Genomic DNA, 22,177 nt, shown 5'->3' with positions numbered 1-22,177 from the left:
GTACTCATAAATGGTCAGCGATCCCGGATCAGCGTCAGGAATTCCGTCCGCGTTGCCTGTGACTTGCGGAACTGGCCAAGCATCATCGAGGTCTTCATGCGGGAGTTCTGCTTTTCCACGCCGCGCATCATCATGCACATGTGTTGCGCCTCAATAACAACAGCAACGCCTTTGGCGCCGGTGACCATTTCCACCGCCTCGGCAATTTCACGGGTCAGGTTTTCCTGAATCTGAAGGCGACGGGCATACATGTCGACAATGCGTGCAAATTTGGACAGTCCAAGCACCTTGCCCTGAGGCAGATAGGCAATATGACACTTTCCGATAAACGGCAACATGTGATGTTCGCACATGCTGTAAAGCTCGATATCCTGGACCACCACCATTTCGTCCATCGCGGACTCGAAGACCGCATTGTTAACGAGGCTTTCGAGGCTCTGTTGATACCCCTGGGTCAGAAACTGCATGGCTTTCGCGGCCCTCAGAGGGGTGTTCTGAAGGCCCTCGCGGCCCGGATCTTCGCCCAGGCCAGCGATAATGTGCTGGAAATGGCTGGCCAGGTCGTCAAGCTTGTTGGTCATAGAGGCTTCCGGAGTTGGTCGTCGGTTATAAAGGCGAAAGCTTAAGGTAATTTGTCGATGTCCTCCAGATTTACGATCACCTGGAGCAAAAAGACCATCCGACCGACCCGGTTCGCAAAATGCCCTGCCGGATATGGCGGGCCCCGTTGGTTTGATTTAGAGTCTCACTCTCAGGCAGGTTTCAGGAAACCGGAATGGAACAGGTGATCCCCGGACCACGGGGCCAGACAGCTTACGGATCAGGGACAGGAACTCTGGAAGGCTGGCAACAGGAGGGAAAATGGTTCTCTTACGGGGGGCATGCCATTTTCAGCCGTATGGCCGGTCAGGGCGATGCCCTGGTGCTGCTCCATGGCTTTCCCACGGCTAGCTGGGACTGGAACCGGCTGTGGCCAATGCTGGCACAGCATCACACTGTGCTTACCCTGGACATGTTGGGCTTTGGCTTTTCAGACAAGCCCGCGCTTTACGATTACAACATCGAAGACCAGGCCGACATGATTGAGGGCTGGATTGCCGGCCTGGGGTTAAAAGCCGTCAGTTTTTTCGCCCACGATTACGGTTGCAGCGTGGCCCAGGAACTACTGGCCCGTGACCAGGAAGGCGTCCTGCCCTTTACCATCACCCGGGTCGGCTTTCTCAACGGAGCGCTTTTCCCGGAGGTGCACAGTCCCCTGCTGATACAGAAACTCCTGCGCAGCCCTTTGGGAGGGTTGATCAGCCGTGGACTGTCCCGAGGTACCTTTGAGCGGAATTTCCGGCGCCTGTTCAGCCCGGGCAACGCACCTGGCCGGAAGGACATGGATGATTTCTGGTATCTGCTCACCTACAACAACGGCCGTGGCATCCTGCACAAACTGATTCACTTTATGGAAGAGCGCCGGTGTCACCGCCACCGGTGGGTGGGCGCCTTGCAGAATGCGCGGCAGCCATTGAGGCTGATCTCGGGCGTGGCAGATCCGGTTTCGGGTGCCGCAATGGCCAGGCGGTATCGCGAACTTGTACCGCATGCGGACGTTGTCAGCCTGCGCAATGTCGGCCATTACCCACATTTCGAGAGTGCTGCAGAGGTCTACCGGGCCTGGCGGGATTTTTGTCGGCAAACGGGCTAGCCGGACCGCCCACTAGGCGCCGGCTAGCAGAGGGTCGGTGTCTTCGGGCGGAGTGGTTTCCTGACGTCTGACAGCGTTGGCCACCTGGTTCCGGCCCCTGGCCTTGGCTTCATAGAGCGCCTGGTCGGCTCTGTTCAGCCATACCGACCAGGTGTCGCCCTTATCAACTTCCGCCACACTGGCGCTGGCGGTAATCTGGATATCTTCTGCGAAGGGGCGGGCGCTGATGCTTGTAAGCAGCTCCCGGGCAACCTTGTCGGCATCTTTCTGGCGTGTTTCCGGCAATACCAGCATGAACTCCTCACCGCCAATGCGGAACAGACGATCATTTTCCCTCAGACGCTTGCGTAGCCTTGATGACAGTTCCTGCAGAACCCTGTCGCCGGCCAGATGCCCCCACCGGTCGTTAATGATCTTGAAATAGTCCATGTCCAGCAATATAAGGCTGCAAACCCGCTCATAGCGCTCACGCATCTGGATCTGGCCATTGAGGATATCAGCCAATTGTGATCGGTTAAGACAGCCTGTCAGTGGATCGGTGGTTGCCAGGCGGGTCAGCTCCGCCTGCAGCCGGCCTACCAGCCAGGCAAAGGTCATGACAAACAGGCAGGTAAGCCCCAGTGAAAAAGTGATGCGCCAGAAATCCGCCTCCGGAAACGAGATAAACGATACCACCGACATGCTGGTCACAAACACTATATTACTGGCGGTAGCTTCCCTCAGAGGAAGCAGGAAAAACAGTGCCGCGGCGGCGGGGTAGGCCCAGTAAAGTCCGGCATGGCCATTTATCATGGTGGAATAAACCGCGCAGACGACCGCCAGCAAGGGGAACAGCCGTCCTTGCAGGAAATAGATGCTGCGGAATCGCAGCAACGCGATGACCGCGACTGCATTCAGGCCGAACAGAATGAGCAGTAACGCCAACAGACCGTTACCCTGCCGCCACTGCACCATGACCAGGGGAGTAACGGCAACGAACGCCCAGAAGTGCAGGTGATAAACAATCTGTCGTTTGAAACCAAGTACCGCAAGGGTGGGACTTGAGGCCATGTTGTGGGTGGCGGCGAATGGATTCACAGCATACTCCGGCTGTTTATGGTGTGGCTGGGCTTCCCGAATCAGGCTTTTCCGAAGTCTAGCACTTCCCCTCCGGGAAGATAGCGGGTTTTCAGGCCCGGTACGAATGCCGCCACTGCTATGGCTGCCCGGCCTGCAGTTCGATAAACTTGCGGGCTCTGAGCAAGGAGCCATTATGACCGCCGTCCACACTCGTCCATCCGCGCTGACCGTCCGTGCCGGCCGTCGTGCCTTCGAGCGGTTGCAGGAAAAGCCGTTTTCTGCAGCGGATGTGCATGTTGTGCCCGGAGCCGCCGGTGGCCCCAAAGCGCTGGGGATTTCCGGCCTCGACAAGGCGATTTTCGGTGACTTCCTGCCTGCTGTACCTCAGGTGCGCGCACTCATCGGTTCTTCCATCGGCAGCTGGCGGTTCGCAGCCGTGACGTCAACGGATGACCCCAAGGCCCAACTGGCCCGGCTGGCGGACCTGTACACTTCCCAACGCTTCGCCAAGGGTGTCAGCATGGCGGAAGTCAGCCGCAAGAGCGTGCTGTTTCTGGAGGAACTGCTCTCCGGCTGTGAGGACCACATTCTCAACCACCCCTGGTACCGCCTGAACATCGTTGTAGTGCGCAGCCGCGGCATGCTGGAACACGATACCAGGGGCCGCCTCAGCCTGGGCCTGATGAACGCCATCAGCGCCAATATGGTCAGCCGTCGCCATCTGGGCCGCTTTATGGAGCGAGGCATCATCCACGACGCCCGGGTAAAAGCGCCCCTGGCCAAACTGGTGGACTTCCCCAGCCACGAAGTCGCTCTGAGCCGAGACAATCTGATGGCGGCCCTGCTGGCTTCTGCGTCCATTCCCATGGTGATGTCCGGCGTGCGCAACATTCCCGGTGCTCCAGATGGCCTTTACCGTGATGGCGGCCTGCTGGACTATCACCTGGATCTGCCCTACGAACAGCCTGGGGTGATCCTCTATCCCCATTTCACCGATAAGGTGGTTCCGGGCTGGTTCGACAAAACCCTGCCTTGGCGTCGCGGCGACGCTACCCGGTTGCAGGATGTTCTGCTGGTGTCGCCGTCACCGGAATACCTGGAGTCGCTGCCGGATAAAAAACTGCCGGACCGCAAGGATTTCGAGCGCTACCTGGGCGATGACGCCGGCCGCGAGCGTGCCTGGCGCAAGGCCATTGCGGAGAGTGACCGGCTGGGGGATGAATTCATGGAGCTGGTGGAATCCAGCCGGTTGAAAGACGTTTTGCGACCTCTGGACGGAAAACGCTGACAACCCGGTACTCAGGCAATGCGCTACTGCGTCATCTGAGTACCGGGCTGCAGGCTCAGGCGGTACCCGCTGAACCCGTGTAACGTATCCCGCAATGCCAGAACCCGAACGGTCACTGGTACCCGCTGGCCATTGGCGTCCAGCAGTTTCAGGTCAATGCGCTGGATTTGCTGCTCCTGTCTCGCGGCCTGGAGGGTCCGGTGGAAATTGTCCAGATAATCCGGCACCACCAGTTCTTCGAAGGGCAGGCCAGACAGGTCAGCCGGAGCTTTTTGCAACAGATCAGCCACCTGGGGGGAAATGTATCCAGTGGTGGCTGCTTCATCGAGCTCACAGATCGTGGCTCCCGAGAGCGCCACCAGATCGCGGCTGCGCTGTTCGCTGTCATTCAATGCCTGCCGCAGAATCGCCTTTTCAACCTGTATGTTGTTAAGTTGCTGGCGGTAGTCCTCGCGCTCCCTTTCCGCCGTGCGAAAGTGAGTTTGCCAGCGGCGTAAACGCAGGCACAGCAGTACCACAATCACCGTGGCCAAAAGGGTCATCGCCAGCCCTGCCAGCCAGACGAACCGGAAGGACTGTTGGGCAGGGCGTTCCAGAAACCGAGCGTCGGGCAGCGTGGTCAGCAGCCACCGGTGTTCGCCGATGGAAATTTCTGTGCGCAACGACCGCGAAGGGTCCGGATTTGCCGTGTGAATGGTCTGAAACAGCGGGGTTTTGGTGTGTCGTTCAAGGGTATCAATGCGAAGGTTGAGCATCCCCGGTACGGAATTTTTGAACACGCCTGACAGCCAGAACCCGACAGACGCCGAGTCATTCACGGGCTCCTCCGGCACAGGTTCGTCAGTGATTGTGGGCGGAAGCTCGGCGTAGCCGCTCAGCTGCGCCACAAGCGTGTTGTGGTGCCGGTGGTAGACTTCTTCGGCCAGACTGCGGGCCTGGTTTTCCAGCGCCAGTGCCGTGACGCCGGTAACCATCAGGCCAGCGGCAAGTATCAACAGCGGTGCCCACAGGTGAGGCAGCGCCGGAAAATGTCCTTTCCTTGTCAGTTCGGGGCTTTCCATAGTCTGTCCGTAACCGGTGGCGAGATTTCGGGGTGACTGCCTGCCCTCTACTTTAGTCCACACTTCAGGTCCCGGCCACAGCGCAGGCAAACTCTACCTGCATTACCCCGTGTCAGGACTGACTCTGGCGTGCCGAGCCATACACCAACAGAAAAACAGAAAAGGCAGTGACCACCACAGAGGGGCCGGCGGGGGTATCCAGATGCCAGGACAGTGTTAGCCCCCCGCTGACGGCAACGAAACCGAATACGATGGCCAGCCCCACCATGTGCTCCGGATTGTGCGCCAGGCGGCGGGCAGTAGCCGCAGGGATAATCAGCAGGGCGGTGATCAACAGTACCCCGACGATCTTCATGGCCACGGCAATCACGATTGAAAACATCAACATCAACGCCAGCCGCAGGCGCTCGACCGGCACGCCTTCCACTCGCGCCAACTCCTCATGGATGGTGCTCATCAACAGGCCTCGCCACAGCATGGTCAGCAACCCCAGAATCACCGCGGCCCCGCCATAGATCCAGATCAGGTCATGGCGGCTCATCGCGAGCAGGTCACCGAAAAGCAGGCCCGTCAGGTCAATCCGGATGTCAGGCATGAAACTGAGTGTCACCAGGCCAATGGCCAGCGCACTGTGAGCCAGTATCCCCAGCAGGGTGTCAGTGGCCAGTGTCTTGCTGCGAGAAAACAGGACCAGGGCCACGGCCAGCACCACGCAGGTGATGATCACCCCCAGGTTGATGGGAACACTGATCAGGAAACTCAGGGCAATGCCCAGCAGCGCCGAGTGGGCCAGGGTATCGCCGAAATAGGCCATGCGCCGCCACACCACGAAACAGCCCAAAGGCCCTGCCACAAGGGCTACGCCAAGGCCACCAATCAGTGCCCGCCAGAAAAAGTCCCCGAGGATGGCGTCAATGATGGACATGGGAGCACCCTCTGTGATCGTCATCCTCGCTGTGGGCACCTTCCTCACCGGACACTACATCGCCATGGAGATCGTGGCTGTGGTTGTGGCGGTGATGGTATACCGCCAGGCTTTCCGCAACCGGGCGCCCGAAGGTTTCGATGAAGGCCGGGTCGTGGGAGATATCTGCAGGGTACCCGCTGCAGCACACGTGCTGATTGAGGCAGATAACCTTGTCAGTGGCCGCCATGACCAGGTGCAAATCGTGGGATATCATGATCACGCCGCAGTGCAGCTCATCCCTCAGGCTTCTGATCAGGTCATAAAGGGCGGCCTGGCCGTTTATATCCACGCCCTGGGCAGGTTCGTCAAGCACCAGCAGGTCCGGCCTGCGGGCCAGTGCCCGGGCCAGTAGGAGCCGCTGTTTCTCGCCTCCGGACAGGTGGTGTACCGAGGCATCAAGCAGGTGAGCCACGCCCGTCGTGTCCAGTGCTTCCCGGCATTCCTGGAGGGAGCGACCACTGAGCAGCATGAAACGTTTTACACTGAGCGGTAACGTCGTCTCCAGGGTCAGGTGCTGGGGCACGTAACCGATGGTAAGTCCCGGAGCCATGGTCAGGGCACCATCGGAGATTGGCTGAATACCCAGGATGGCCTTGATCAGTGTGGTCTTGCCGGCCCCGTTAGGGCCGATAATGGTGATGATATCTCCCCGTTGGACGCGCAGGTCCACGTGGTCCACCACGGGGCGGCCGTCAAAGTTGACGGTCACCCGTCGGAGCTCTACCAGCGCCTCAGCCATGGGCGTCATCCGAAGCACAGCGTGGGCAGTAGCCAGACACCTCAATGGTCACATCCTCCGGGCGGAAGGACTCTTCCGCCGCTGCCCTATGGAGAGCACTGGACACCGCGGGAGCTGTCAGTTCCAGAACGTTCCCGCAGGAGCGGCAGATCAGGAACATGCCATTGTGGCTCTTGCCGGCATGGGTACAGCCTGTGAACGCATTGAGCGAGGCTATACGATGCACCAGCCCGTATTGCTGCAAGAAGTCGAGGGCCCGGTAAACAGTGGGGGGCGCGGCATTGTGGCCATCTTCTGCCAGCACAGCGAGAACGTCATAGGCACCCAGAGGCTTGTGGGACTGCCAGATCAGCTCCAATACCCGCTCGCGGGTTGGTGTCAGGCGGGCATTATGCTGCTGGCAGATGGTTCTGGCATCCGCCAGTGCCTGAGCAACACAGGCCTGGTGATTGTGGGGGCGATAGGGAAGAGCGCTGGATGACATGGGCACTGTCCTGCGGAATTTGCAACATTATAACATTAGCAAAAAACAGTGCCACGTCTGCGTTGACTGTCGACGTGGTGGTTTGCCTAGCGAGAGGCTTCCAGCGCGAGGGACTCAAGGTAGCCAAGGTCCGGAATAATGGCGGTTTCGCCTTCGACCTCCACCACCATCAGGTCGGCAGGGCCGGTTTCACCATCAATTTTTTTGACCTGCTCTTCGGTCAGGCGGGTCTGGCTGGGGATACCCTGGGTGACCAGCGCCATAAAGGGCACCGAATTGTGGTGGTCACCTATGGTGTTCAGTACCACAATGCGGCCCCGGTTGCCGCCGGGAACCGTGAGCTTGCCCCCATTGGCGGCATCATAGGAAATAACCGGCAGATTCAGGCCGCGCCAGTCCAGTTCACCGACCAGCCATTCGGGAGTGTTGGGGGCCGGGTCCGAACTGGCAAAATCCACGACTTCCGCTATCGAAACGTTCGGTAACAGCAGTTGTTTTCCGCTCATGGGAATCATTACGCAGGGCAGGGTTTGGCTGTTGTCGTTCATTACTCATTTCCTCAGGCGGAATCCCGTTTTTGCCGGCCCTTGAGCAGGCAGGATTCTTCAATCGTTTTGACGAGTTCTCGGGCCAGCTGTTCCGGCGTGCCGCAGAACACGGAACAGCCGGTGGCTGCCACAGAATCGGGCATCGAGCTGTTGCCACAACTGCCGCTTTCCTGCACCCAGATGCGGCTACCATAAGCCTTCAGCAAGGGCGCAGCAATGGCGCCGTCATTGCCCATGCCGGAAAACACGATGGCGTGGCAACGGGCACCGTAATGGTCCCCGATATTCAGCAGCACCTGGTCAATGGACGGGCCGTAAGGCCCTGGCCAGGGCGTGTCCCGCTGCATGAGTGCGCCGCTGTCATCCAGGGTCCATTCGTGCTCAACCGGCATCAGGATAACGTCACCGTTATGGATGCGGTAGCCGTTTTCGGCAGGTTTCAGCTGGTAGTGAGCGTGCCGCCCCAGCACACGGGTGAGCACCTCGGTAAAGTTGTTATCGATATGCTGGGCGTAGACAAAACCCACCGGTAAGCCGGGCGGAAGGTTGTCGAGAAAGGTTTTAACCGCTGCCGGGCCCCCGAGTGACGCGCCCAGAATCCAGATCTCTTCGGCAGGCAGGTCTGCTGAGGCAGGTGGAATCCATCGGGGGAGCGTGGGGGAGGTGGCCGCTTGCGGCTTTTCGTTGGCCAGTTCCTCAATAGCGGCGGCGGAATCCAGTTGCTCGATATGTCCGAGGGACTGCTCCAGCTTGTCCAGCAACCGCCGTTCCCAGCGAAAATAGTCGGTACTGCCGGGCTTCGGGGCCGGGTCCAGACCAAACAGGACTGGCGCTTCGGTGTTTTCCAGCAGGTGATCAAACAGGACCGGGTGATCTGCTTCGTCTTCCAGGGTAACCAACCAAAGGTTGGCATCGGGGAAATCCGGGTAATTCTGGAGGCGGGCCGGGTCTCCGGAAAAGCAAACGTCCAGGCCGAACCTGGACGTGGCTTCCTGCAGCCGGTGTCGCTGCAGCACGATATCCGAGACGATACCGACCGCTGGCCGTCCTGGCTGGCCGGTCATCACTGATTCCCGGTCAGCCGCGCGATGGTGTCTAGCAGCTCGGTTTCCTGGAAAGGCTTGCCGAGGTATTCGTTGACACCTATGGCCAGCGCCCGTTCACGGTGTTTTTCACCGGTACGGGAGGTGATCATGCAGATCGGCGTCTCCTTGAGATTTTCGTCATGGCGCACAAAGCTGGCCACTTCGAATCCGTCCATGCGGGGCATTTCGATGTCCAGCAGGATAATGTCGGGTTTGTGATCCTGCAGCTGTGCCACCGCATCCAGGCCGTCTTTGGCGGTGATGACTTCCATGCCATTCCGCTCCAGCAGGCGCGAGGTGACCTTTCGTACCGTGACCGAGTCGTCCACCACCATAACCACGGTGGACTGCTCCACGCGGCGTGAGGCTTCCTTGGCTTTCTCGAGGTTGGCGATGCGCTGGCGCTCGGAGAGAATGTCGGAACGGATCATCGCCGGCAGGTCAAGGATCACCACCACGTTACCGTCACCAAGAATGGTGGCACCGGAGACACCCCGTACGGTACTGAACTGCGGGCCCAGGGACTTGACCACGATTTCGCGGCTACCCATCAGGCTGTCAACCTGCAACGCCATGGGCTGCTCGGCGCCACGCACCAGGATGACCGGCAGTGGCAGGGCCTGGCCCTGCAGTTTGGGGTGGTGGTCGCTGTTGAGCAGGCTGCCCAGGTACTGCAGGCGGTACTGCTGGCCGGCGTATTCATACAGGGGCGCTTCCGGCTTGTAGTATTCCTCAAGCTCGTAGGTGCTGACCCGCACGATACCTTCGATGGTGTTCAGCGGGATGGCGTAGAAATCCTCACCGGTGGAGACCATCAAGGCCCGGTTGACGGAAACCGTGAACGGCAGGCGAACGGTGAAGACGGTGCCCTTGCCGACAGTAGAGTCGATGTCCAGGCTACCACCAAGCTGTTTGATCTCGCTGGCAACCACATCCATGCCCACGCCACGGCCCGAAATCTGGGTAACCTGCTGGGCGGTGGAGAAGCCCGGCTGCAGGATGAACTGCAGGACTTCGCGCTCGCTGAGGTCTTCGTCCGCTGACATCATGCCCTGGCGGATAGCCTTGTCACGAATGACCTGGGCGGGAATGCCGGCGCCATCGTCGATCATTCGCAGTACCACGTCGCCGCCTTCACGGGTCAGCGACAGGGTAACCTCACCGGTTTCCGGCTTGCCCGCTTTCTTCCGGTCTGCCGGTGTCTCGATACCGTGGTCCAGCGCGTTACGCAGCATGTGTTCCAGCGGCGCAATCATGCGTTCAAGGATATTGCGGTCCATTTCCCCTTCCGGGTTACGGACATCAAATTCGACCTTTTTGCTGAGTTCACCACTGATCTGGCGAACGATACGGCGCAGCCTGGGCACCATGGAGGAAAATGGAATCATTCGGGTCTTCATCAGACCTTCCTGGAGTTCCGTGTTGATCCGCGACTGCTGTACCAGCAGGGTCTCGGTGTCCCGTACCCGATCGGACAGGGTTTCCCGCAGGTCCGCAAGGTCAGAGGATGATTCCGTCAGGGCCCGCGAGAGCTGCTGGATGGCGGAATAGCGGTCCATCTCCAGGGGGTCGAAGTCGTCGCCGTAATCCGGGCCGTGTTCCTTCTCCGCGCGGAACAGGATCTGGGTCTCGGTCTCAATTTCCATCCGGCGCAGCTGTTCACGCAGACGCTCGATGGTGGCGGCCATTTCGTCCAGGTTGTGGCTGAAGTCGCTGGTCTGCTGTTCCAGGCGGCCACGGGTAATACTGGTTTCACCCGCCAGGTTAACCAGTTCGTCCAGCAGTGGTGCGGATACCCGGATGGTCTCCTGGGGTGCACGCTGGGCGGCGCCCGCCTTTGCCGGCGCCTTGGATGGCCCCTTGTTGGGCTTGGGCGCTGGTGCTACCGGTTTTTCGGGTTCAACAGGTTTTTCAGCGACCGGCTCTGGCGCTTCGGGTGCTTCGTCTTCTTCGGCCTGCGGCTTGGCGGGTTCCGGAACTGCGCCGGTGCTTTCGAACCGTTTACGGATATCGGCAATCAACGACACGATGGCATCGTGGTCTTCCGTAATGGCCAGCCAGGCTTCTTCGCCCGGGGTGTTGCCACCCAGGTCTATCAGTCGTGTTTCCAGGCCATGGGCCTTGTCACCCAGCTCGCCGAGTTGCGACAGTCTTGCGCCACCTTTGAGGGTGTGCAGGGCACGCTGGGCCTCCTGGTTGAAATGGTGGTTGGCCGGATCTTTTCGCCAGTCGTCCAGTAACTGTTCCAGCTGGTCAAGAATCTCGCCGGCTTCTTCCAGGAAGATTTCCAGCACTTCGGCATCAACGGCCTCTTCTTCGCTGGCGGCTTCGGCAGCTGCAGCTGAGTCGCCCAGCTCGTCGCCGGAGGCCTTGTGGGCATCTTTCAATGCGCCCACGAGGGCGGTGTCAGCAGCCGGTTTGGAGCCGTCTTCCAGGCTGGCGAGCATGTTTCGCAAGGAACCGTGGGCTTTCTCGCTAAGCTCCAGCAGGCTGGACTGATTGCTGGCACCGGCAATCAACGGGTCGAGGGCGTCTGACCAGGCTTCGGCCAGATCGGCAATGGGGTCAACATCGGACAGGCGCGCGCCACCCTTGAGGGTATGCAGTTCCTGTTGAAGCTGGGTCACGCCGACAAGCTCTTCCGGCTCGTCCTTCCACTGGGCCAGACATTCGCCGATGGCCTCGTGAATCTCAAGGCCTTCATCAAGGAAGATGCCTACCAGATCGTCATCGGAGGCCTCTGGAATGGTCTCGGCGAGGGAGGTGTGCTGCGCGTCGGTTTCTTCCGGTTCTTCGGTCGGCTCGTCAGGCTCTGCAGCAGGCATTGGCTTGCCAGAGAGGATGGCCTGTACCCGGGCAACCAGTTCCGTGGCCGGCGGACAGGGCTTTTGTGTCGCCACCTGTTCAACCATCTGCGCAAGCCGGTCGTGACAGGCGAACAGCAGGTCGTTCATGTCGTCGCTGGCACTGAGCTGGCCCTCTGCCACTTTCTCGAACAGATCTTCCAGCACATGGGTCAGGTCGCCAATGGCGTCAACACCGGCCATGCGTGCGCCGCCCTTGAGGGTATGCACATCACGCTGAAGCTCCGCTGCCACTTCGCGGTTGGAGGGGTCTTCACTCCAGGTATGCAGAGCGCTGCCGGTAGAGTTGATCAGGTCGTAGGCTTCCTCCAGGAAGATGCCGATCAGCTCCGGGTCGAGATGGGAGAGATCGGTAGCGTGTTCCTCTTCCGGAGCATCGTCTGGAGCCTCTTCCGGGGTCTCCGCTGAAATTTCCGGTGCCGGACTATCATGCTCTTCCAGGTCAGCCAGAGGGATGGTTTCATCCTCTCCGGTTTCGGCATCATCGTGGTTCACGTCCGTCACCGGGCGAGAGCCAGTGGCGCTGTCCATGTAGGCGTGGATTTCACTGATGAGGTCCGGTGCCGGCCGGGGTGGTTCATTCTGTTCCAGGGCATCCACCATGCCCGCCAAACGGTCGTGGCAACGGAACAGCAGATCGGACAGTTCACCGGTAACCGCAAGTCGCTGCTCTGTCAGGCCCTCGAACAGGTTTTCCAGCTCGTGGGACAGGTCACCAACCGGTGGGATGTCGGCAAGACGGGCGCCACCTTTCAGGGTGTGCAGGTCCCGTTGTAGCAGGCGTAGCAGATCAAGGTTGCCGGTATTGTCGCTCCAGCTCTGCAGGGCGTCGGCGGTGCTGTCGATCAGGTCGCGGGCTTCCTCCAGGAAAATCTCCGCCAGTTCCTGATCCATCTCTTCATCGGTCTCCGCCAGCGGTGGCAGTTCAGCACTTTCTTCCGGGGTTTCCTCGGCCTCAAGATCAAAGCTACGGTCGATTTCCTCCAGATCACCGGTGAATTCCTGCTCAAAGGCATCCGGGGTCTCATCCGGAGTTTCTTCGGAGGCATCTACGGCGAGTGCGTCCAGGCCGGCAATCAGTTCGTCACCGTTCTCCGTGGCCAACCCTGCAGCCACTTGATCCATCATGTTGATCAGGTGTTCGTGACCGGCGCGGATGGTATCGAAGAAGTACGGGTCCGGCTGGAACCCGGGCCTTGCTGCGCGCTCGTAAACGTTTGTCAGCGCTCCCGAGAGGTCGGCAACGTCGGTCAGATCGGCCTGTTGCGCACCGTCAGTCAGCTGTTGCAATTCCCTGCGCAGAGTATCCAGTGCAGAGGTCTGTTCGGGGTTTTCCGCCCATACGTCAAGAATCCGGTCGGCATCCAGCAGAATGTCCAGGCCTTCGTTGAGGAATAGCTGAACCAGATGCGGCCGGTTGTCGTCTTCCTGTTCATCATCACGGGAACGGGCGCTGCGCAATGTGGCATTGCTGACCTGCTCCAGCCTTTCCAGGAAGTTGTCGGTGCCGGGGAGGTCTCCCTGTGGGTTCTCCCGGATCTGGCTCAGGCCCTGGGTCAGGAAATCACAGGCGTCGCCAATCAGACCGACAACCTCCTGATCTGCCCGCCTGTTCTGGGCGCGGGATTCTTTTATAAATCGTTCCAGCGGAGTAATTACAGCGGCGATCGGGCCGATACCCGCTGTATGTGCGCTCCCTTTCAGGGTATGAAGGGCGCGGGAAAGATCATCGGTATAGGCAACACTGGCCTTGTCACCAGCGGCACGGAGGAAGTCCTGCAGGGTTTGCAGGTGGGTCTCGGTCTCACTTTCGAAGATGTCCAGCAGTACCGGATCGACAGCGGTATCTTCGTCGTCTTCAGTCTGCAGCGCCTCCGCCGGGGATTCCCCGTCAGCAGTAGCTTGCGGCTCTGAGGGCGGCATGGTGCTGGTATCGGGAATTTCGCCGTTGGCAAGGGCCTTGGCACGGGCTTCCAGCACCGACGTGTCGCGGGACGGCGCTCGCCGCTTCTCGAAGTCTTCAACCAGTTCCGGAAGAACGGCCGTCACTTCGTCCAGCAGGTTTGCTATGTCGTCGTTCATGAAGATGCTGCCGTCGATCACGCGGTTCAGCATGTTCTCGACAGACCACGCCAGTTCGCCAACCACCAGCGCGCCAACCATACGTCCACTGCCCTTCAGGGTATGGAACGCCCGTCGGACTTCCGACAGCGCGGTACGGTCATCGTGCTGCCGTAGCAGCATTGGCAGGAATTCCCTGATCGTGTCCAGAACTTCACCGGCTTCCTCGATAAAGATCTCGAGAATTTCGTCGTCGATGAGGTCGTCTTCAGCGTTTTCTTCGGAAGCGGATGGCTCCGGGGCAGTCGGTGTTTCCGCCGCTCCCTCTGCAGGCGCTTCCACTTCGGAGGCACTGCTGTCGGCTTCTGCTGCGGGCTCTGAGGCAGCGCTGTCACCGTCGGTTTTGCGGGTGGTGGACATGGCTTCCGCACGCTCGATAAGCTCTGCCACGTCACCATCTGCCTGGCCACTGCGGAAATCATTGATCAGTGCCGGAATCCGCCCGTTAACGTCGTCGATCAGGCTGAACATGTCGTCGTTGGGGCGAAGCGTCTGGTCAATCACCCGGTTCAGAAGATTCTCCACCGACCAGGCCAGCTCACCAATACTGGTCGCGCCTACAAGCCGGCCGCTGCCTTTGAGGGTATGGAAGGCACGGCGAACTTCGGTCAATGCCTCGCGGTCGTCGTGATTCTGGCGCAGGCGAGGATAGAACTCATTGATGGTTTCGAGGACTTCTTCAGCTTCTTCGACAAAGATCCCGAGTATCTCGTCATCGAGCAGTTCTTCGTCGGAACCTTTGGCATCACCTGAGCCTGACGCTGCACGCGTTTCGGGCTCGACCACCGGTACCTCTTCTTCCGACGGATGCCTCCAGGTGGGCTCCTGGCCAACGGGGAAGCCAAGGGAGGTAAGGCTGGCTTCGGCCACGCTGAGAACACTGTCGTTGTCCTCGATGCCATCAGCAAGCCGCTCGAGGTAATATTCGATGCTGGTGATGGCGTCAGCCAGGGTGTCCAGTTGCTTCCAGTCAGGAACCTGTCTACCGCCAAGCAGGACATCGGTGATGTAGCGCTCGGCCGATGCCAGCATATCGGCAACACGGTCCAGGGGAATCAGGCTCAGGCCACCGCGAATGCTGTGGAGCAAGCCGGGGACGTGCTCGATTTCGCCGGTTTCCCATTGCGAGGCAATGAAATTGACGATGGCGGTCTTGACCTGTTCGAGGGTGTTGCGTGACTCCCTCAGCAGGGCACCACTGGCTTCACCCAGTTCCCGCGAGCCCATATTAACGGATTGCTGGTCGTCGTCAGCACGGCTGCTCTCGGATTGTCGGTCGCTGTCGAGACCGGCCAGGCTGGCTTCGACATACAGCAGGGCACCGGCGATATCCATCAGGGTACCGTCATCGACTGCTTCAGACTGCGTGGACAACTTTTCCACCAGTTCAAGCTGTTCGGTAACGACCTTCCGGGGTATCCCAAGGCCCAGCACTGCCAGAGTATTGGCCACCTGGCGCAGGCCGGGCAAAAGCTCTTCGAGTTCGTCGTTCTGGCGTAGCTCTGACCGTACGAACAGATCCAGCTGATCCTTGAGCTTGGCCAGCTCTTCGTTCAGGGCGCTGACCACCGAGTGAATGGCATCTCGGCCAGGGCCGGACACCCGGGTCTTGGCGGCGTCAACGTCATCATCAGAGGGCAGGGCGTGCTCCAGCCGGTAATTGTCGCGCAGTTCCTGTACCAGCGGGGTGTTCAGTTCCCGGGCCCGGGCGACGTAATACAGCAGGTGCTTGAGCAGCGCTTCCGGTACCTGCTGCTGCAGGATATCCACATGCTCGTCGGTCAGGCGCCGGATTTCCGCGTCCAGTTCACGCAACAGCGCCTTGACGGCGGTATTGACCGGGTTGACGTGCTCCTGAAGGGTTTCAACGAAGGCGCCCGCGGCTTTCCAGAGCTGACCCCGGGGGGTTTTCTGGCACAAACGGATCAGCCGCTGGATAACCTTCTGCATGTAATCGAAATGAGCGTCCAGGTCGGCCTCGCGGACCACGCCGGCGAGGGCGAACTGATACATCTGGCGAAGCTTGCGGATATGGCCGAGAACTTTCGGGTCCTGCAGGCGCTGGGAGACATTGGCCGCTGCGGCAATCTTCGAGGGCGCCAGATCGGGTTTGAACAGCGAGGTGTCGGAAAGCAGAGATTCGCCCCGGGCAGCCCGGAGATCATTCAGCAGCGGCAGCAGTACCATTGGAAAATCATCCTTGCTGCTGGCAAGGTGTTCCAGGTACTGGGGAAGCTGCAGGATAGCCTGCATCAATACTTCCACCGCATCGTCCACGCTGGCGACGGTTTCGTTCAGGACGGCCTGGGTGAGCTTCTCCATTTCCTCGGTCAGCAGGGCTGCGCCATAAAGCTCAACCATCTGCAGAGTACCGTGAACCTGGTGGAGATAGTTCAGGCAGAAGCGCAGGCGCGCAGTGTCGTCACGATTCTCGACATACGCTTCCAGTGCCTGCTGACCCTGGGTCAACGTGTCCTGTATTTCGCCACGAACCCAGTCCAGGGCGATGCTGTCATGGTGATTGCCCATAACCACTCCGGTTATTCTTCGTCAGTCTGGCGTTTGATCCACGCCAGCACATGTTCCGAGGGTACCCTCTGTAAGCCAGGGGGCTGCCAGTCGGTCAGCTCTCCCTGGCCCAGGACCAGCAACCCCCCGGGCGCCAGCCGCTCTGCAAGCCGTTTTACGATTTCCCGCCGGCGCCAGCGCCGGAAATAAATCAGCAGATTCTGGCAGAAGATAATGTTCATTCCGTGCATGGGAGCGTGTTTCAGATCCAGCACATTCAGCCTTGTGAAACACACCCGCTCCCGGATGCTTTTTACAATTTCAACGTTGTTCCGCTCTGCCGGCCGGAAGTACCTGGCCTTCATGGCCTCGTCCATTCCCATCAGCTTGCGTGCGCTGAACAGGCCGGACTGGGCCTTGTCGATGGCTGGTTTGCTGATGTCAGAGCCGGTTACCCCGAACAATGGCTGCAGCGACAACCCTTCCATACACTCATTCAGTAGCATCGCCAGCGTGTAAGGTTCCTCGCCGGTGGAGCAACCTACACTCCAGGCCTCCAGGGGGCGCTTCTTCAGCGCCTCGCGAGGCCGGGTAAGCACATAGTCAGACACCAGCCTGAAGGCATCCGGATCCCGGAAAAACCGGGTTTCCTGCACCGTCAGCCGGTCCACCAGGGTGGACCACTCCATAACGGCATCCGGGCCGGATACGATCTGCTCGTAGTAGGCCTGGTAACTGCTGCATCCGATCTCTCGCATGCGTATCCCGAGGTTGGTTTCGAGAAACGACTTGCGGCCGGACGACAGGGCAATACCGGTACGGTGCTCAAGCAGTGTCTGCCACTGGCTGAACTGCGCCTCGTCCATGTCGGGGAGTCGGCGCAGTGACCAGATGCCGTCGGCAGGTGACAGATGGTTGCGTGTTTCAGCCATAAACTGTCAGCAGCCTCGGAGCAATAATCAGCTCACCACCGGAACGTCGCTGTCTTCCTCTTCTTCCTGGTCGGCCGACTCTTCTTCGGGCAGTGTGAAGCCCGCAACAGAGGACCGCAGTTCAGACGCCATCTCTGCCAGGTTACCGATGGACTTCGCAGTCGCGTTGGTACCGGAGGAGGTCTGCGAGGTGATTTCCTGAATGACGTTCATGGTGTTGGAAATGTGCGCCGCAGAAGACGACTGCTGACGTGCAGCGTTGGAGATGTTCTGGATCAATTCCGCCAGAGACATGGATACGTTCTCGATTTCCTCGAGGGCGATACCCGCGTCCTGGGCCAGACGTGCACCACGGACCACCTCGGCGGTGGTGTGCTCCATGGAGATAACCGCTTCGTTGGTGTCTGACTGGATCGTTTTAACCAGCGCTTCAATCTGCTTGGTTGCCGCAGAGGAACGTTCCGCCAGGCGCTGAACTTCGTCCGCAACCACCGCGAAGCCCCGGCCCGCGTCACCGGCCATGGAGGCCTGGATCGCTGCGTTCAGGGACAGGATGTTGGTCTGGTCGGCAATGTCGTTGATCAGGGATACGATGTCACCGATTTCCTGGGAAGATTCACCCAGACGCTTGATCCGTTTGGAGGTTTCCTGGATCTGCTCACGGATGTTATCCATGCCGCGGATGGTGTTCTGTACCACTTCCGCGCCTTTCTTCGCGATCGCAACCGACCGCTCCGCAACCGCAGAGGATTCAGCAGCGTTCGAGGATACCTGGTCGATGGACACCGCCATCTCGTTGACCGCTGCAGAGGCGCCGGCAATTTCCTGGGCCTGGTGCTCGGAAGCATCCGCCAGGTGCATGGCCGTGGCCTGGGTTTCCTGGGCGGCTGACGCTACCCGTACCGCCGTACCACGAATCGCCTGTACCAGTCCGCGCATCTGGTCGATCGCGTAGTTGATGGAATCGGCGATGGCACCGGTGAAGTCCTCGGTTACCGTTGCCTCGGTTGTCAGGTCACCATCGGCCAGGTCGGCCAGTTCGTCCAGCAGTCGCAGGATCGCGTTCTGGTTCTGCTCGTTCTGCTCCTGGGTCGTCGCCAGACGCTCCTGGGCTTCGCGGTACAGAACCACACCGATCATGACAACGATACCCACCATGGCGGCCAGGATGATGAAGGCAAGAGTCGGGCTGATGAAACGGGAGCCGGCCTGACCGGTAAATCGCTCGGCCAGAACGGAAATCTCATCGAGCAGAACCTGTGAGTTCGAGAAGATATCGCTGGCCGCAGTACGAACCTTGAAGAGGTCGGGAGAGGCTTCAAGGATGGCGTCTACGTTCTGGGATACGAATTCAAACAGTTCACCAACGGCTTCGAGGCCGTAAATGGCATCTTCGTCGTTAACCTGGGAAATGCCCATGGCCGGGTTGCCGTTAACCTGGCCGTCGAGAACGCGGCCGAAGAGGCTGGCGTCACGCCCAAAGCGGTCAGCGGCGATAACCGCGTCTTCATCACCGGACAGTACGTTGTTGACCGACCGTACAATCCGCTCTGCCAGCAGTGACTGGCGCTGGGCCAGGGCGATCTGTTCGGCAGGTGCGTTGTTGTCAAGCAGGATCTGAACGATATCGTCGTATTCCACCTGGAGTTGGGGAATGGTTTCGTTCAGGGTGCGGGCAACTTCGTGGAGGCCGAGTACAGCATCACGGGTGGACAGGATACTGTCAGCGTTGTTCCGCACTTCCTGCCAGGTGGCCTGCACGCCGCTTTCCCGGGCAATCTCGCTCGGGGGCAGGCCGGTATCCGGGTTGCCATCAACCACATAGCCCCACAGGCGCTCGAATTCGTCACGGGAACGGCGCAGAGCGTCGAAGGCCGAGGGAGTACCGCCCGCTGCTTCCGTCGCGTTCTTTGCAATTTCCTGTGACAGTACCCGCAGCTCCGAAGCGTGGGCGATGTAGGCCTGGTCGTTTTGGCTGTCCTTGTTGATAATGAACAGCACTGCAACGAGCAGGACGGTCAATGCGATCAGTGCGGCAATCAGGCCGGCAACGAGCTTGTTGCCCCCCTGTCCCATACTGAGTCTTCCGGCTCTATTTTTCATTTTCTGGCTCCCGGCCTCTTCATAATATTGGCAAGTTTGTTTCTGCGGGCGTTGGGCAGGCGGGAAGGAGTTCCTGCCGTTGTCACCGCCCTTACCATTGCGCTACATCCAGGAAGCGTTCGTCCCCGAGCAGTTCGGCGGCAGAAAACACTTTCCAGACTTCCTCGTTACGCTCGTAGCCGCCATTTACAAACGGCTGAACGTTTGCAGGCACATCCTGTGGCGATGCCACGAAGCTGTCCACTGCGAAATACTGCATGCCCGAGACACTGTCGACGACCAGGCCACTGAACACGTCACCCTGTTCCACAACCAGCACCCGGCGCTCACGCTGGCTGCGGGAAGAGCGGGGGATTTCGAAAAAACCGGCAAGGTCGACCAGGGGAAGGAGGCGGCCCCGCACGTTGGCGGCGCCCAACATGAACTGATGAACCCCCGGTATATGGGTATAGCGGGGGACATGTAGGATCTCAGTGACTTCACCCATCGGTGCGACGTAGCGCTCGCCTGCCAGAACAAAGCCGATCCCGTTCCAGAGTTCGACGGCTTCCTGTTGTTCCGGCAGACCGGCAGCCATTGACCGGCTGCGTCGGGCGATATCCGTCAGTACTGCAAAGGGGGCGGCCTGGGCGGACATGCTTACTCCACGGTTGGGGATCAGGCAATCAGGCTGTTGATTGTTTTGATCAGGTCGTCTTCGTTGACGGGTTTTACAAGGTAGCCCTTGGCGCCCTGACGAGTGCCCCATACACGATCAGTTTCCTGATCCTTGGTGGTTACAATAACCACCGGGATAGAGGCAGTTTCCGGAGCGCGGGTCAGCTGGCGGGTTGCCTGGAAGCCGTTCAGCCCGGGCATGACCACGTCCATCAGAACCAGATCCGGAGTTTCGGCACGGGCCTTGGCAACGCCGTCAGCGCCGTTATCGGCCGTCAGCACTTCGTGCTTGTGCTTTTCCAGAATGGTCGAGATTTTTTTAACCTCGGTCGGGGAATCATCAACAATCAGAATGCGGGCCATGGTGTCCTCAATAGTTCTTTGCTTCAGCAGGTTTACTGTTCCGCTTGGGGAACGTACTGGCGAATGGTGTTAAGAAGCTCGTCCTTGCTGAACGGTTTGGTCAGGTACTGGTCTGATCCAACAATTCGGCCTTTGGCCTTGTCGAACAGTCCATCTTTACTGGAGAGCATGATAACCGGCGTCTTTTTGAAAGAGGAATTGTTCTTGATGAGTGCGCAGGTCTGATAACCGTCTAGCCGGGGCATCATGATATCAACGAAAATGATGTTGGGCTGGGAATCGGCAATTTTCGCCAGAGCGTCAAAGCCGTCTGTTGCTGTAATGACTTCGCAACCGACCTTCTTGAGGAGGGTCTCAGCGGTGCGACGAATGGTCTTGCTATCGTCGATCACCATAATCTTCAGATTCTCGAAGTTGTCATCCATTGTCCAACTGCCTTGCGCTCTGCGACTGTCGTTATTTTTCAACCGGGGGTTTTAACACAAACGTTAACGTTGTTCTATAAATCCCGCTCATTTATAGAGTATTGAGGGCCGGATAAAAAGTATAACTTTGTGACCAAATGTACTTCTGCTCCGGAAGTCACGTAATTGATACGGGATTTCTCCGGATGCATTCGCGGCTCGGGTACAATACCATCTGTGTTTTCAGCATAGCATTATTACCAACAGCGCTCTGCAGACCGGTTCGTGTTTTCAACCTTTTACCTGGCGAGGCATTATGACAGTCCGACTCGGAATTGTGATGGACCCCATCGAGAAGATCCATTTCAAGAAAGACAGCTCGCTGGCGATGCTGTTGGCCGCCCAGAAGCGGGGCTGGCAAATCGAGTACATGGAGTTGCCGGACCTGTACCTCAAGGGTGGTCAGGCCCGAGCCCGAACGCGGGACCTCACCGTGCACATGGACCCGGAAGACTGGTTCCGGTTCGGCGGCAGCCAGGATCGTGCGTTGGGTGACCTGGACGTGATCCTGATGCGGCAGGACCCACCGGTTGACCGGGAATTTCTGATGGCCACGTTCATGCTGGAGATTGCCGAGCAACAGGGCGCTCTGGTGGTCAATCCGGCCTCCACGCTACGCGACTGTAACGAAAAGCTGTTCGCCGCCCAGTTCGAAGACTGCACCCCGCCGCTGATCGTGACCCGTTCCGCCCATCGGCTGAAGGAATTCTATGCCGAGCATGGCGACGTCATCATGAAGCCGGTGGATGGCATGGGTGGACGCTCGATTTTCCGCGTGAAGGAAAATGACGACAATCTCGGAGTGATAATCGAGACTCTGACCAACCACGGTGCTCACCAGGCTATGGCCCAGAAGTACATTCCCGAAATCAAGCAGGGTGACAAGCGCATTTTGCTGATCGACGGCGAGCCGGTTCCCTATGCACTTGCGCGCATCCCCTCCCACGGGGAGAATCGCGGAAACCTGGCTGCCGGTGGCCGCGGCGAGGGCCGTGAACTGACCGCCCGTGACCGGGAGATCTGCGACCGGGTAGCGCCGGTACTCAAGGACAAAGGGCTCATTTTTGTCGGTATCGACGTGATTGGTGACTACCTGACCGAGATCAACGTAACCAGCCCCACCTGTATCCGGGAACTGGATGCCGCATTCGGAATCGATATTTCCAGCCAGTTGCTGGATGCCATCGAGCGTCGTCTTAAATAATGGTCCGTAGCCGGGCCTAACCGAGGTAAAGTTCAGG

At 59.2% G+C, this 22,177-nt stretch carries 17 protein-coding genes; 3 read left to right on the top strand and 14 right to left on the bottom strand.

All coding sequences use genetic code 11. The annotated features are described in order from the left end of the window. Nucleotides 1-14: 14 nt before the first annotated feature. Entirely contained in the window at nucleotides 15-581 is a 567-nt protein-coding gene (folE, locus tag FO268_RS06720) for a GTP cyclohydrolase I FolE (protein ID WP_150990965.1), read from the bottom strand. 194 nt (nucleotides 582-775) lie between these two features. On the opposite strand from folE, the gene FO268_RS06715 reads away from it, so the two are divergent. Further along, entirely contained in the window at nucleotides 776-1,693 is a 918-nt protein-coding gene (locus tag FO268_RS06715; RefSeq protein ID WP_150990963.1) for an alpha/beta fold hydrolase, read from the top strand. 12 nt (nucleotides 1,694-1,705) lie between these two features. Here FO268_RS06715 and FO268_RS06710 read toward each other — a convergent pair whose 3' ends face one another. Beyond that, on the bottom strand, nucleotides 1,706-2,743 hold the full coding sequence (locus FO268_RS06710) for a GGDEF domain-containing protein (protein WP_150991745.1): 1,038 nt from the start codon (nucleotides 2,741-2,743) through the stop codon (nucleotides 1,706-1,708). Between the two features lie 202 nt (nucleotides 2,744-2,945). On the opposite strand from FO268_RS06710, the gene FO268_RS06705 reads away from it, so the two are divergent. Next, nucleotides 2,946-4,040 (top strand): patatin-like phospholipase family protein, encoded by a 1,095-nt coding sequence (locus FO268_RS06705; RefSeq protein WP_150990961.1) that lies wholly within the window; start codon nucleotides 2,946-2,948, stop codon nucleotides 4,038-4,040. A gap of 23 nt (nucleotides 4,041-4,063) precedes the next feature. Here the strand turns inward: FO268_RS06705 and FO268_RS06700 are convergent, their stop codons facing one another. From FO268_RS06700 to pilG, 12 genes are all read right to left on the bottom strand, one after another. After that, nucleotides 4,064-5,101, bottom strand: a complete 1,038-nt coding sequence (locus FO268_RS06700; protein ID WP_150990959.1) for a PAS domain-containing protein — start codon at nucleotides 5,099-5,101, stop codon at nucleotides 4,064-4,066. Between the two features lie 112 nt (nucleotides 5,102-5,213). Continuing rightward, entirely contained in the window at nucleotides 5,214-6,026 is an 813-nt protein-coding gene (znuB, locus tag FO268_RS06695) for a zinc ABC transporter permease subunit ZnuB (protein ID WP_150991742.1), read from the bottom strand. Continuing rightward, complete coding sequence (znuC, locus tag FO268_RS06690; RefSeq protein WP_150990958.1) at nucleotides 6,013-6,807, bottom strand: zinc ABC transporter ATP-binding protein ZnuC; 795 nt, start codon at nucleotides 6,805-6,807, stop codon at nucleotides 6,013-6,015. Before znuC ends, znuB begins: the two co-directional genes overlap by 14 nt. Continuing rightward, complete coding sequence (locus FO268_RS06685) at nucleotides 6,800-7,291, bottom strand: Fur family transcriptional regulator (protein WP_150990956.1); 492 nt, start codon at nucleotides 7,289-7,291, stop codon at nucleotides 6,800-6,802. Before FO268_RS06685 ends, znuC begins: the two co-directional genes overlap by 8 nt. Nucleotides 7,292-7,377: 86 nt before the next feature. Continuing rightward, nucleotides 7,378-7,839 carry a chemotaxis protein CheW gene (locus tag FO268_RS06680; RefSeq protein WP_150990954.1) on the bottom strand — a complete coding sequence of 154 codons (462 nt, stop codon included), beginning with the start codon at nucleotides 7,837-7,839 and terminating at the stop codon, nucleotides 7,378-7,380. An 11-nt stretch (nucleotides 7,840-7,850) separates the two neighbouring features. Continuing rightward, nucleotides 7,851-8,903, bottom strand: a complete 1,053-nt coding sequence (locus FO268_RS06675) for a chemotaxis protein CheB (protein ID WP_150990952.1) — start codon at nucleotides 8,901-8,903, stop codon at nucleotides 7,851-7,853. Further along, nucleotides 8,903-16,438, bottom strand: coding sequence for an Hpt domain-containing protein (locus FO268_RS06670; protein WP_150990950.1), 7,536 nt, complete (start codon nucleotides 16,436-16,438; stop codon nucleotides 8,903-8,905). Before FO268_RS06670 ends, FO268_RS06675 begins: the two co-directional genes overlap by 1 nt. A gap of 11 nt (nucleotides 16,439-16,449) precedes the next feature. Next, nucleotides 16,450-17,349, bottom strand: coding sequence for a CheR family methyltransferase (locus tag FO268_RS06665; RefSeq protein ID WP_150990948.1), 900 nt, complete (start codon nucleotides 17,347-17,349; stop codon nucleotides 16,450-16,452). A 27-nt stretch (nucleotides 17,350-17,376) separates the two neighbouring features. After that, entirely contained in the window at nucleotides 17,377-19,452 is a 2,076-nt protein-coding gene (locus tag FO268_RS06660) for a methyl-accepting chemotaxis protein (protein ID WP_191966871.1), read from the bottom strand. Between the two features lie 91 nt (nucleotides 19,453-19,543). Further along, complete coding sequence (locus FO268_RS06655; RefSeq protein ID WP_150990946.1) at nucleotides 19,544-20,089, bottom strand: chemotaxis protein CheW; 546 nt, start codon at nucleotides 20,087-20,089, stop codon at nucleotides 19,544-19,546. A 20-nt stretch (nucleotides 20,090-20,109) separates the two neighbouring features. After that, a complete protein-coding gene (gene pilH / locus FO268_RS06650; protein WP_011787171.1) occupies nucleotides 20,110-20,472 on the bottom strand; it encodes a twitching motility response regulator PilH in 363 nt (120 codons plus the stop codon). A gap of 32 nt (nucleotides 20,473-20,504) precedes the next feature. Then, complete coding sequence (pilG, locus tag FO268_RS06645) at nucleotides 20,505-20,897, bottom strand: twitching motility response regulator PilG (protein WP_007154228.1); 393 nt, start codon at nucleotides 20,895-20,897, stop codon at nucleotides 20,505-20,507. 295 nt (nucleotides 20,898-21,192) lie between these two features. Here pilG and gshB point away from each other — a divergent pair, with 295 nt between their 5' ends. Continuing rightward, complete coding sequence (gene gshB, locus FO268_RS06640) at nucleotides 21,193-22,140, top strand: glutathione synthase (protein ID WP_150990944.1); 948 nt, start codon at nucleotides 21,193-21,195, stop codon at nucleotides 22,138-22,140. Nucleotides 22,141-22,177 lie beyond the last annotated feature (37 nt).

Source organism: Marinobacter denitrificans, assembly GCF_008795955.1.
In the GTDB taxonomy this organism is placed as follows: domain Bacteria; phylum Pseudomonadota; class Gammaproteobacteria; order Pseudomonadales; family Oleiphilaceae; genus Marinobacter; species Marinobacter denitrificans.
Note: the sequence above shows the minus strand (reverse complement) of the source record. Positions and strands in the feature narration are given on the sequence as shown.

What these genes read in the sequence shown, in the direction of transcription:
- FO268_RS06675 (WP_150990952.1), bottom strand. Translation starts at nt 8,903, where the DNA reads ATGACCGGCCAGCCAGGACGGCCAGCGGTCGGTATCGTCTCGGATATC.
- pilG (WP_007154228.1), bottom strand. Translation starts at nt 20,897, where the DNA reads ATGGATGACAACTTCGAGAATCTGAAGATTATGGTGATCGACGATAGC.
- FO268_RS06700 (WP_150990959.1), bottom strand. Translation starts at nt 5,101, where the DNA reads ATGGAAAGCCCCGAACTGACAAGGAAAGGACATTTTCCGGCGCTGCCT.
- FO268_RS06665 (WP_150990948.1), bottom strand. Translation starts at nt 17,349, where the DNA reads ATGGCTGAAACACGCAACCATCTGTCACCTGCCGACGGCATCTGGTCA.
- FO268_RS06660 (WP_191966871.1), bottom strand. Translation starts at nt 19,452, where the DNA reads ATGAAAAATAGAGCCGGAAGACTCAGTATGGGACAGGGGGGCAACAAG.
- folE (WP_150990965.1), bottom strand. Translation starts at nt 581, where the DNA reads ATGACCAACAAGCTTGACGACCTGGCCAGCCATTTCCAGCACATTATC.
- FO268_RS06655 (WP_150990946.1), bottom strand. Translation starts at nt 20,089, where the DNA reads ATGTCCGCCCAGGCCGCCCCCTTTGCAGTACTGACGGATATCGCCCGA.
- FO268_RS06710 (WP_150991745.1), bottom strand. Translation starts at nt 2,743, where the DNA reads ATGGCCTCAAGTCCCACCCTTGCGGTACTTGGTTTCAAACGACAGATT.
- pilH (WP_011787171.1), bottom strand. Translation starts at nt 20,472, where the DNA reads ATGGCCCGCATTCTGATTGTTGATGATTCCCCGACCGAGGTTAAAAAA.
- FO268_RS06670 (WP_150990950.1), bottom strand. Translation starts at nt 16,438, where the DNA reads ATGGGCAATCACCATGACAGCATCGCCCTGGACTGGGTTCGTGGCGAA.
- FO268_RS06680 (WP_150990954.1), bottom strand. Translation starts at nt 7,839, where the DNA reads ATGAACGACAACAGCCAAACCCTGCCCTGCGTAATGATTCCCATGAGC.
- znuC (WP_150990958.1), bottom strand. Translation starts at nt 6,807, where the DNA reads ATGGCTGAGGCGCTGGTAGAGCTCCGACGGGTGACCGTCAACTTTGAC.
- FO268_RS06685 (WP_150990956.1), bottom strand. Translation starts at nt 7,291, where the DNA reads ATGTCATCCAGCGCTCTTCCCTATCGCCCCCACAATCACCAGGCCTGT.
- gshB (WP_150990944.1), top strand. Translation starts at nt 21,193, where the DNA reads ATGACAGTCCGACTCGGAATTGTGATGGACCCCATCGAGAAGATCCAT.
- FO268_RS06705 (WP_150990961.1), top strand. Translation starts at nt 2,946, where the DNA reads ATGACCGCCGTCCACACTCGTCCATCCGCGCTGACCGTCCGTGCCGGC.
- znuB (WP_150991742.1), bottom strand. Translation starts at nt 6,026, where the DNA reads ATGTCCATCATTGACGCCATCCTCGGGGACTTTTTCTGGCGGGCACTG.
- FO268_RS06715 (WP_150990963.1), top strand. Translation starts at nt 776, where the DNA reads ATGGAACAGGTGATCCCCGGACCACGGGGCCAGACAGCTTACGGATCA.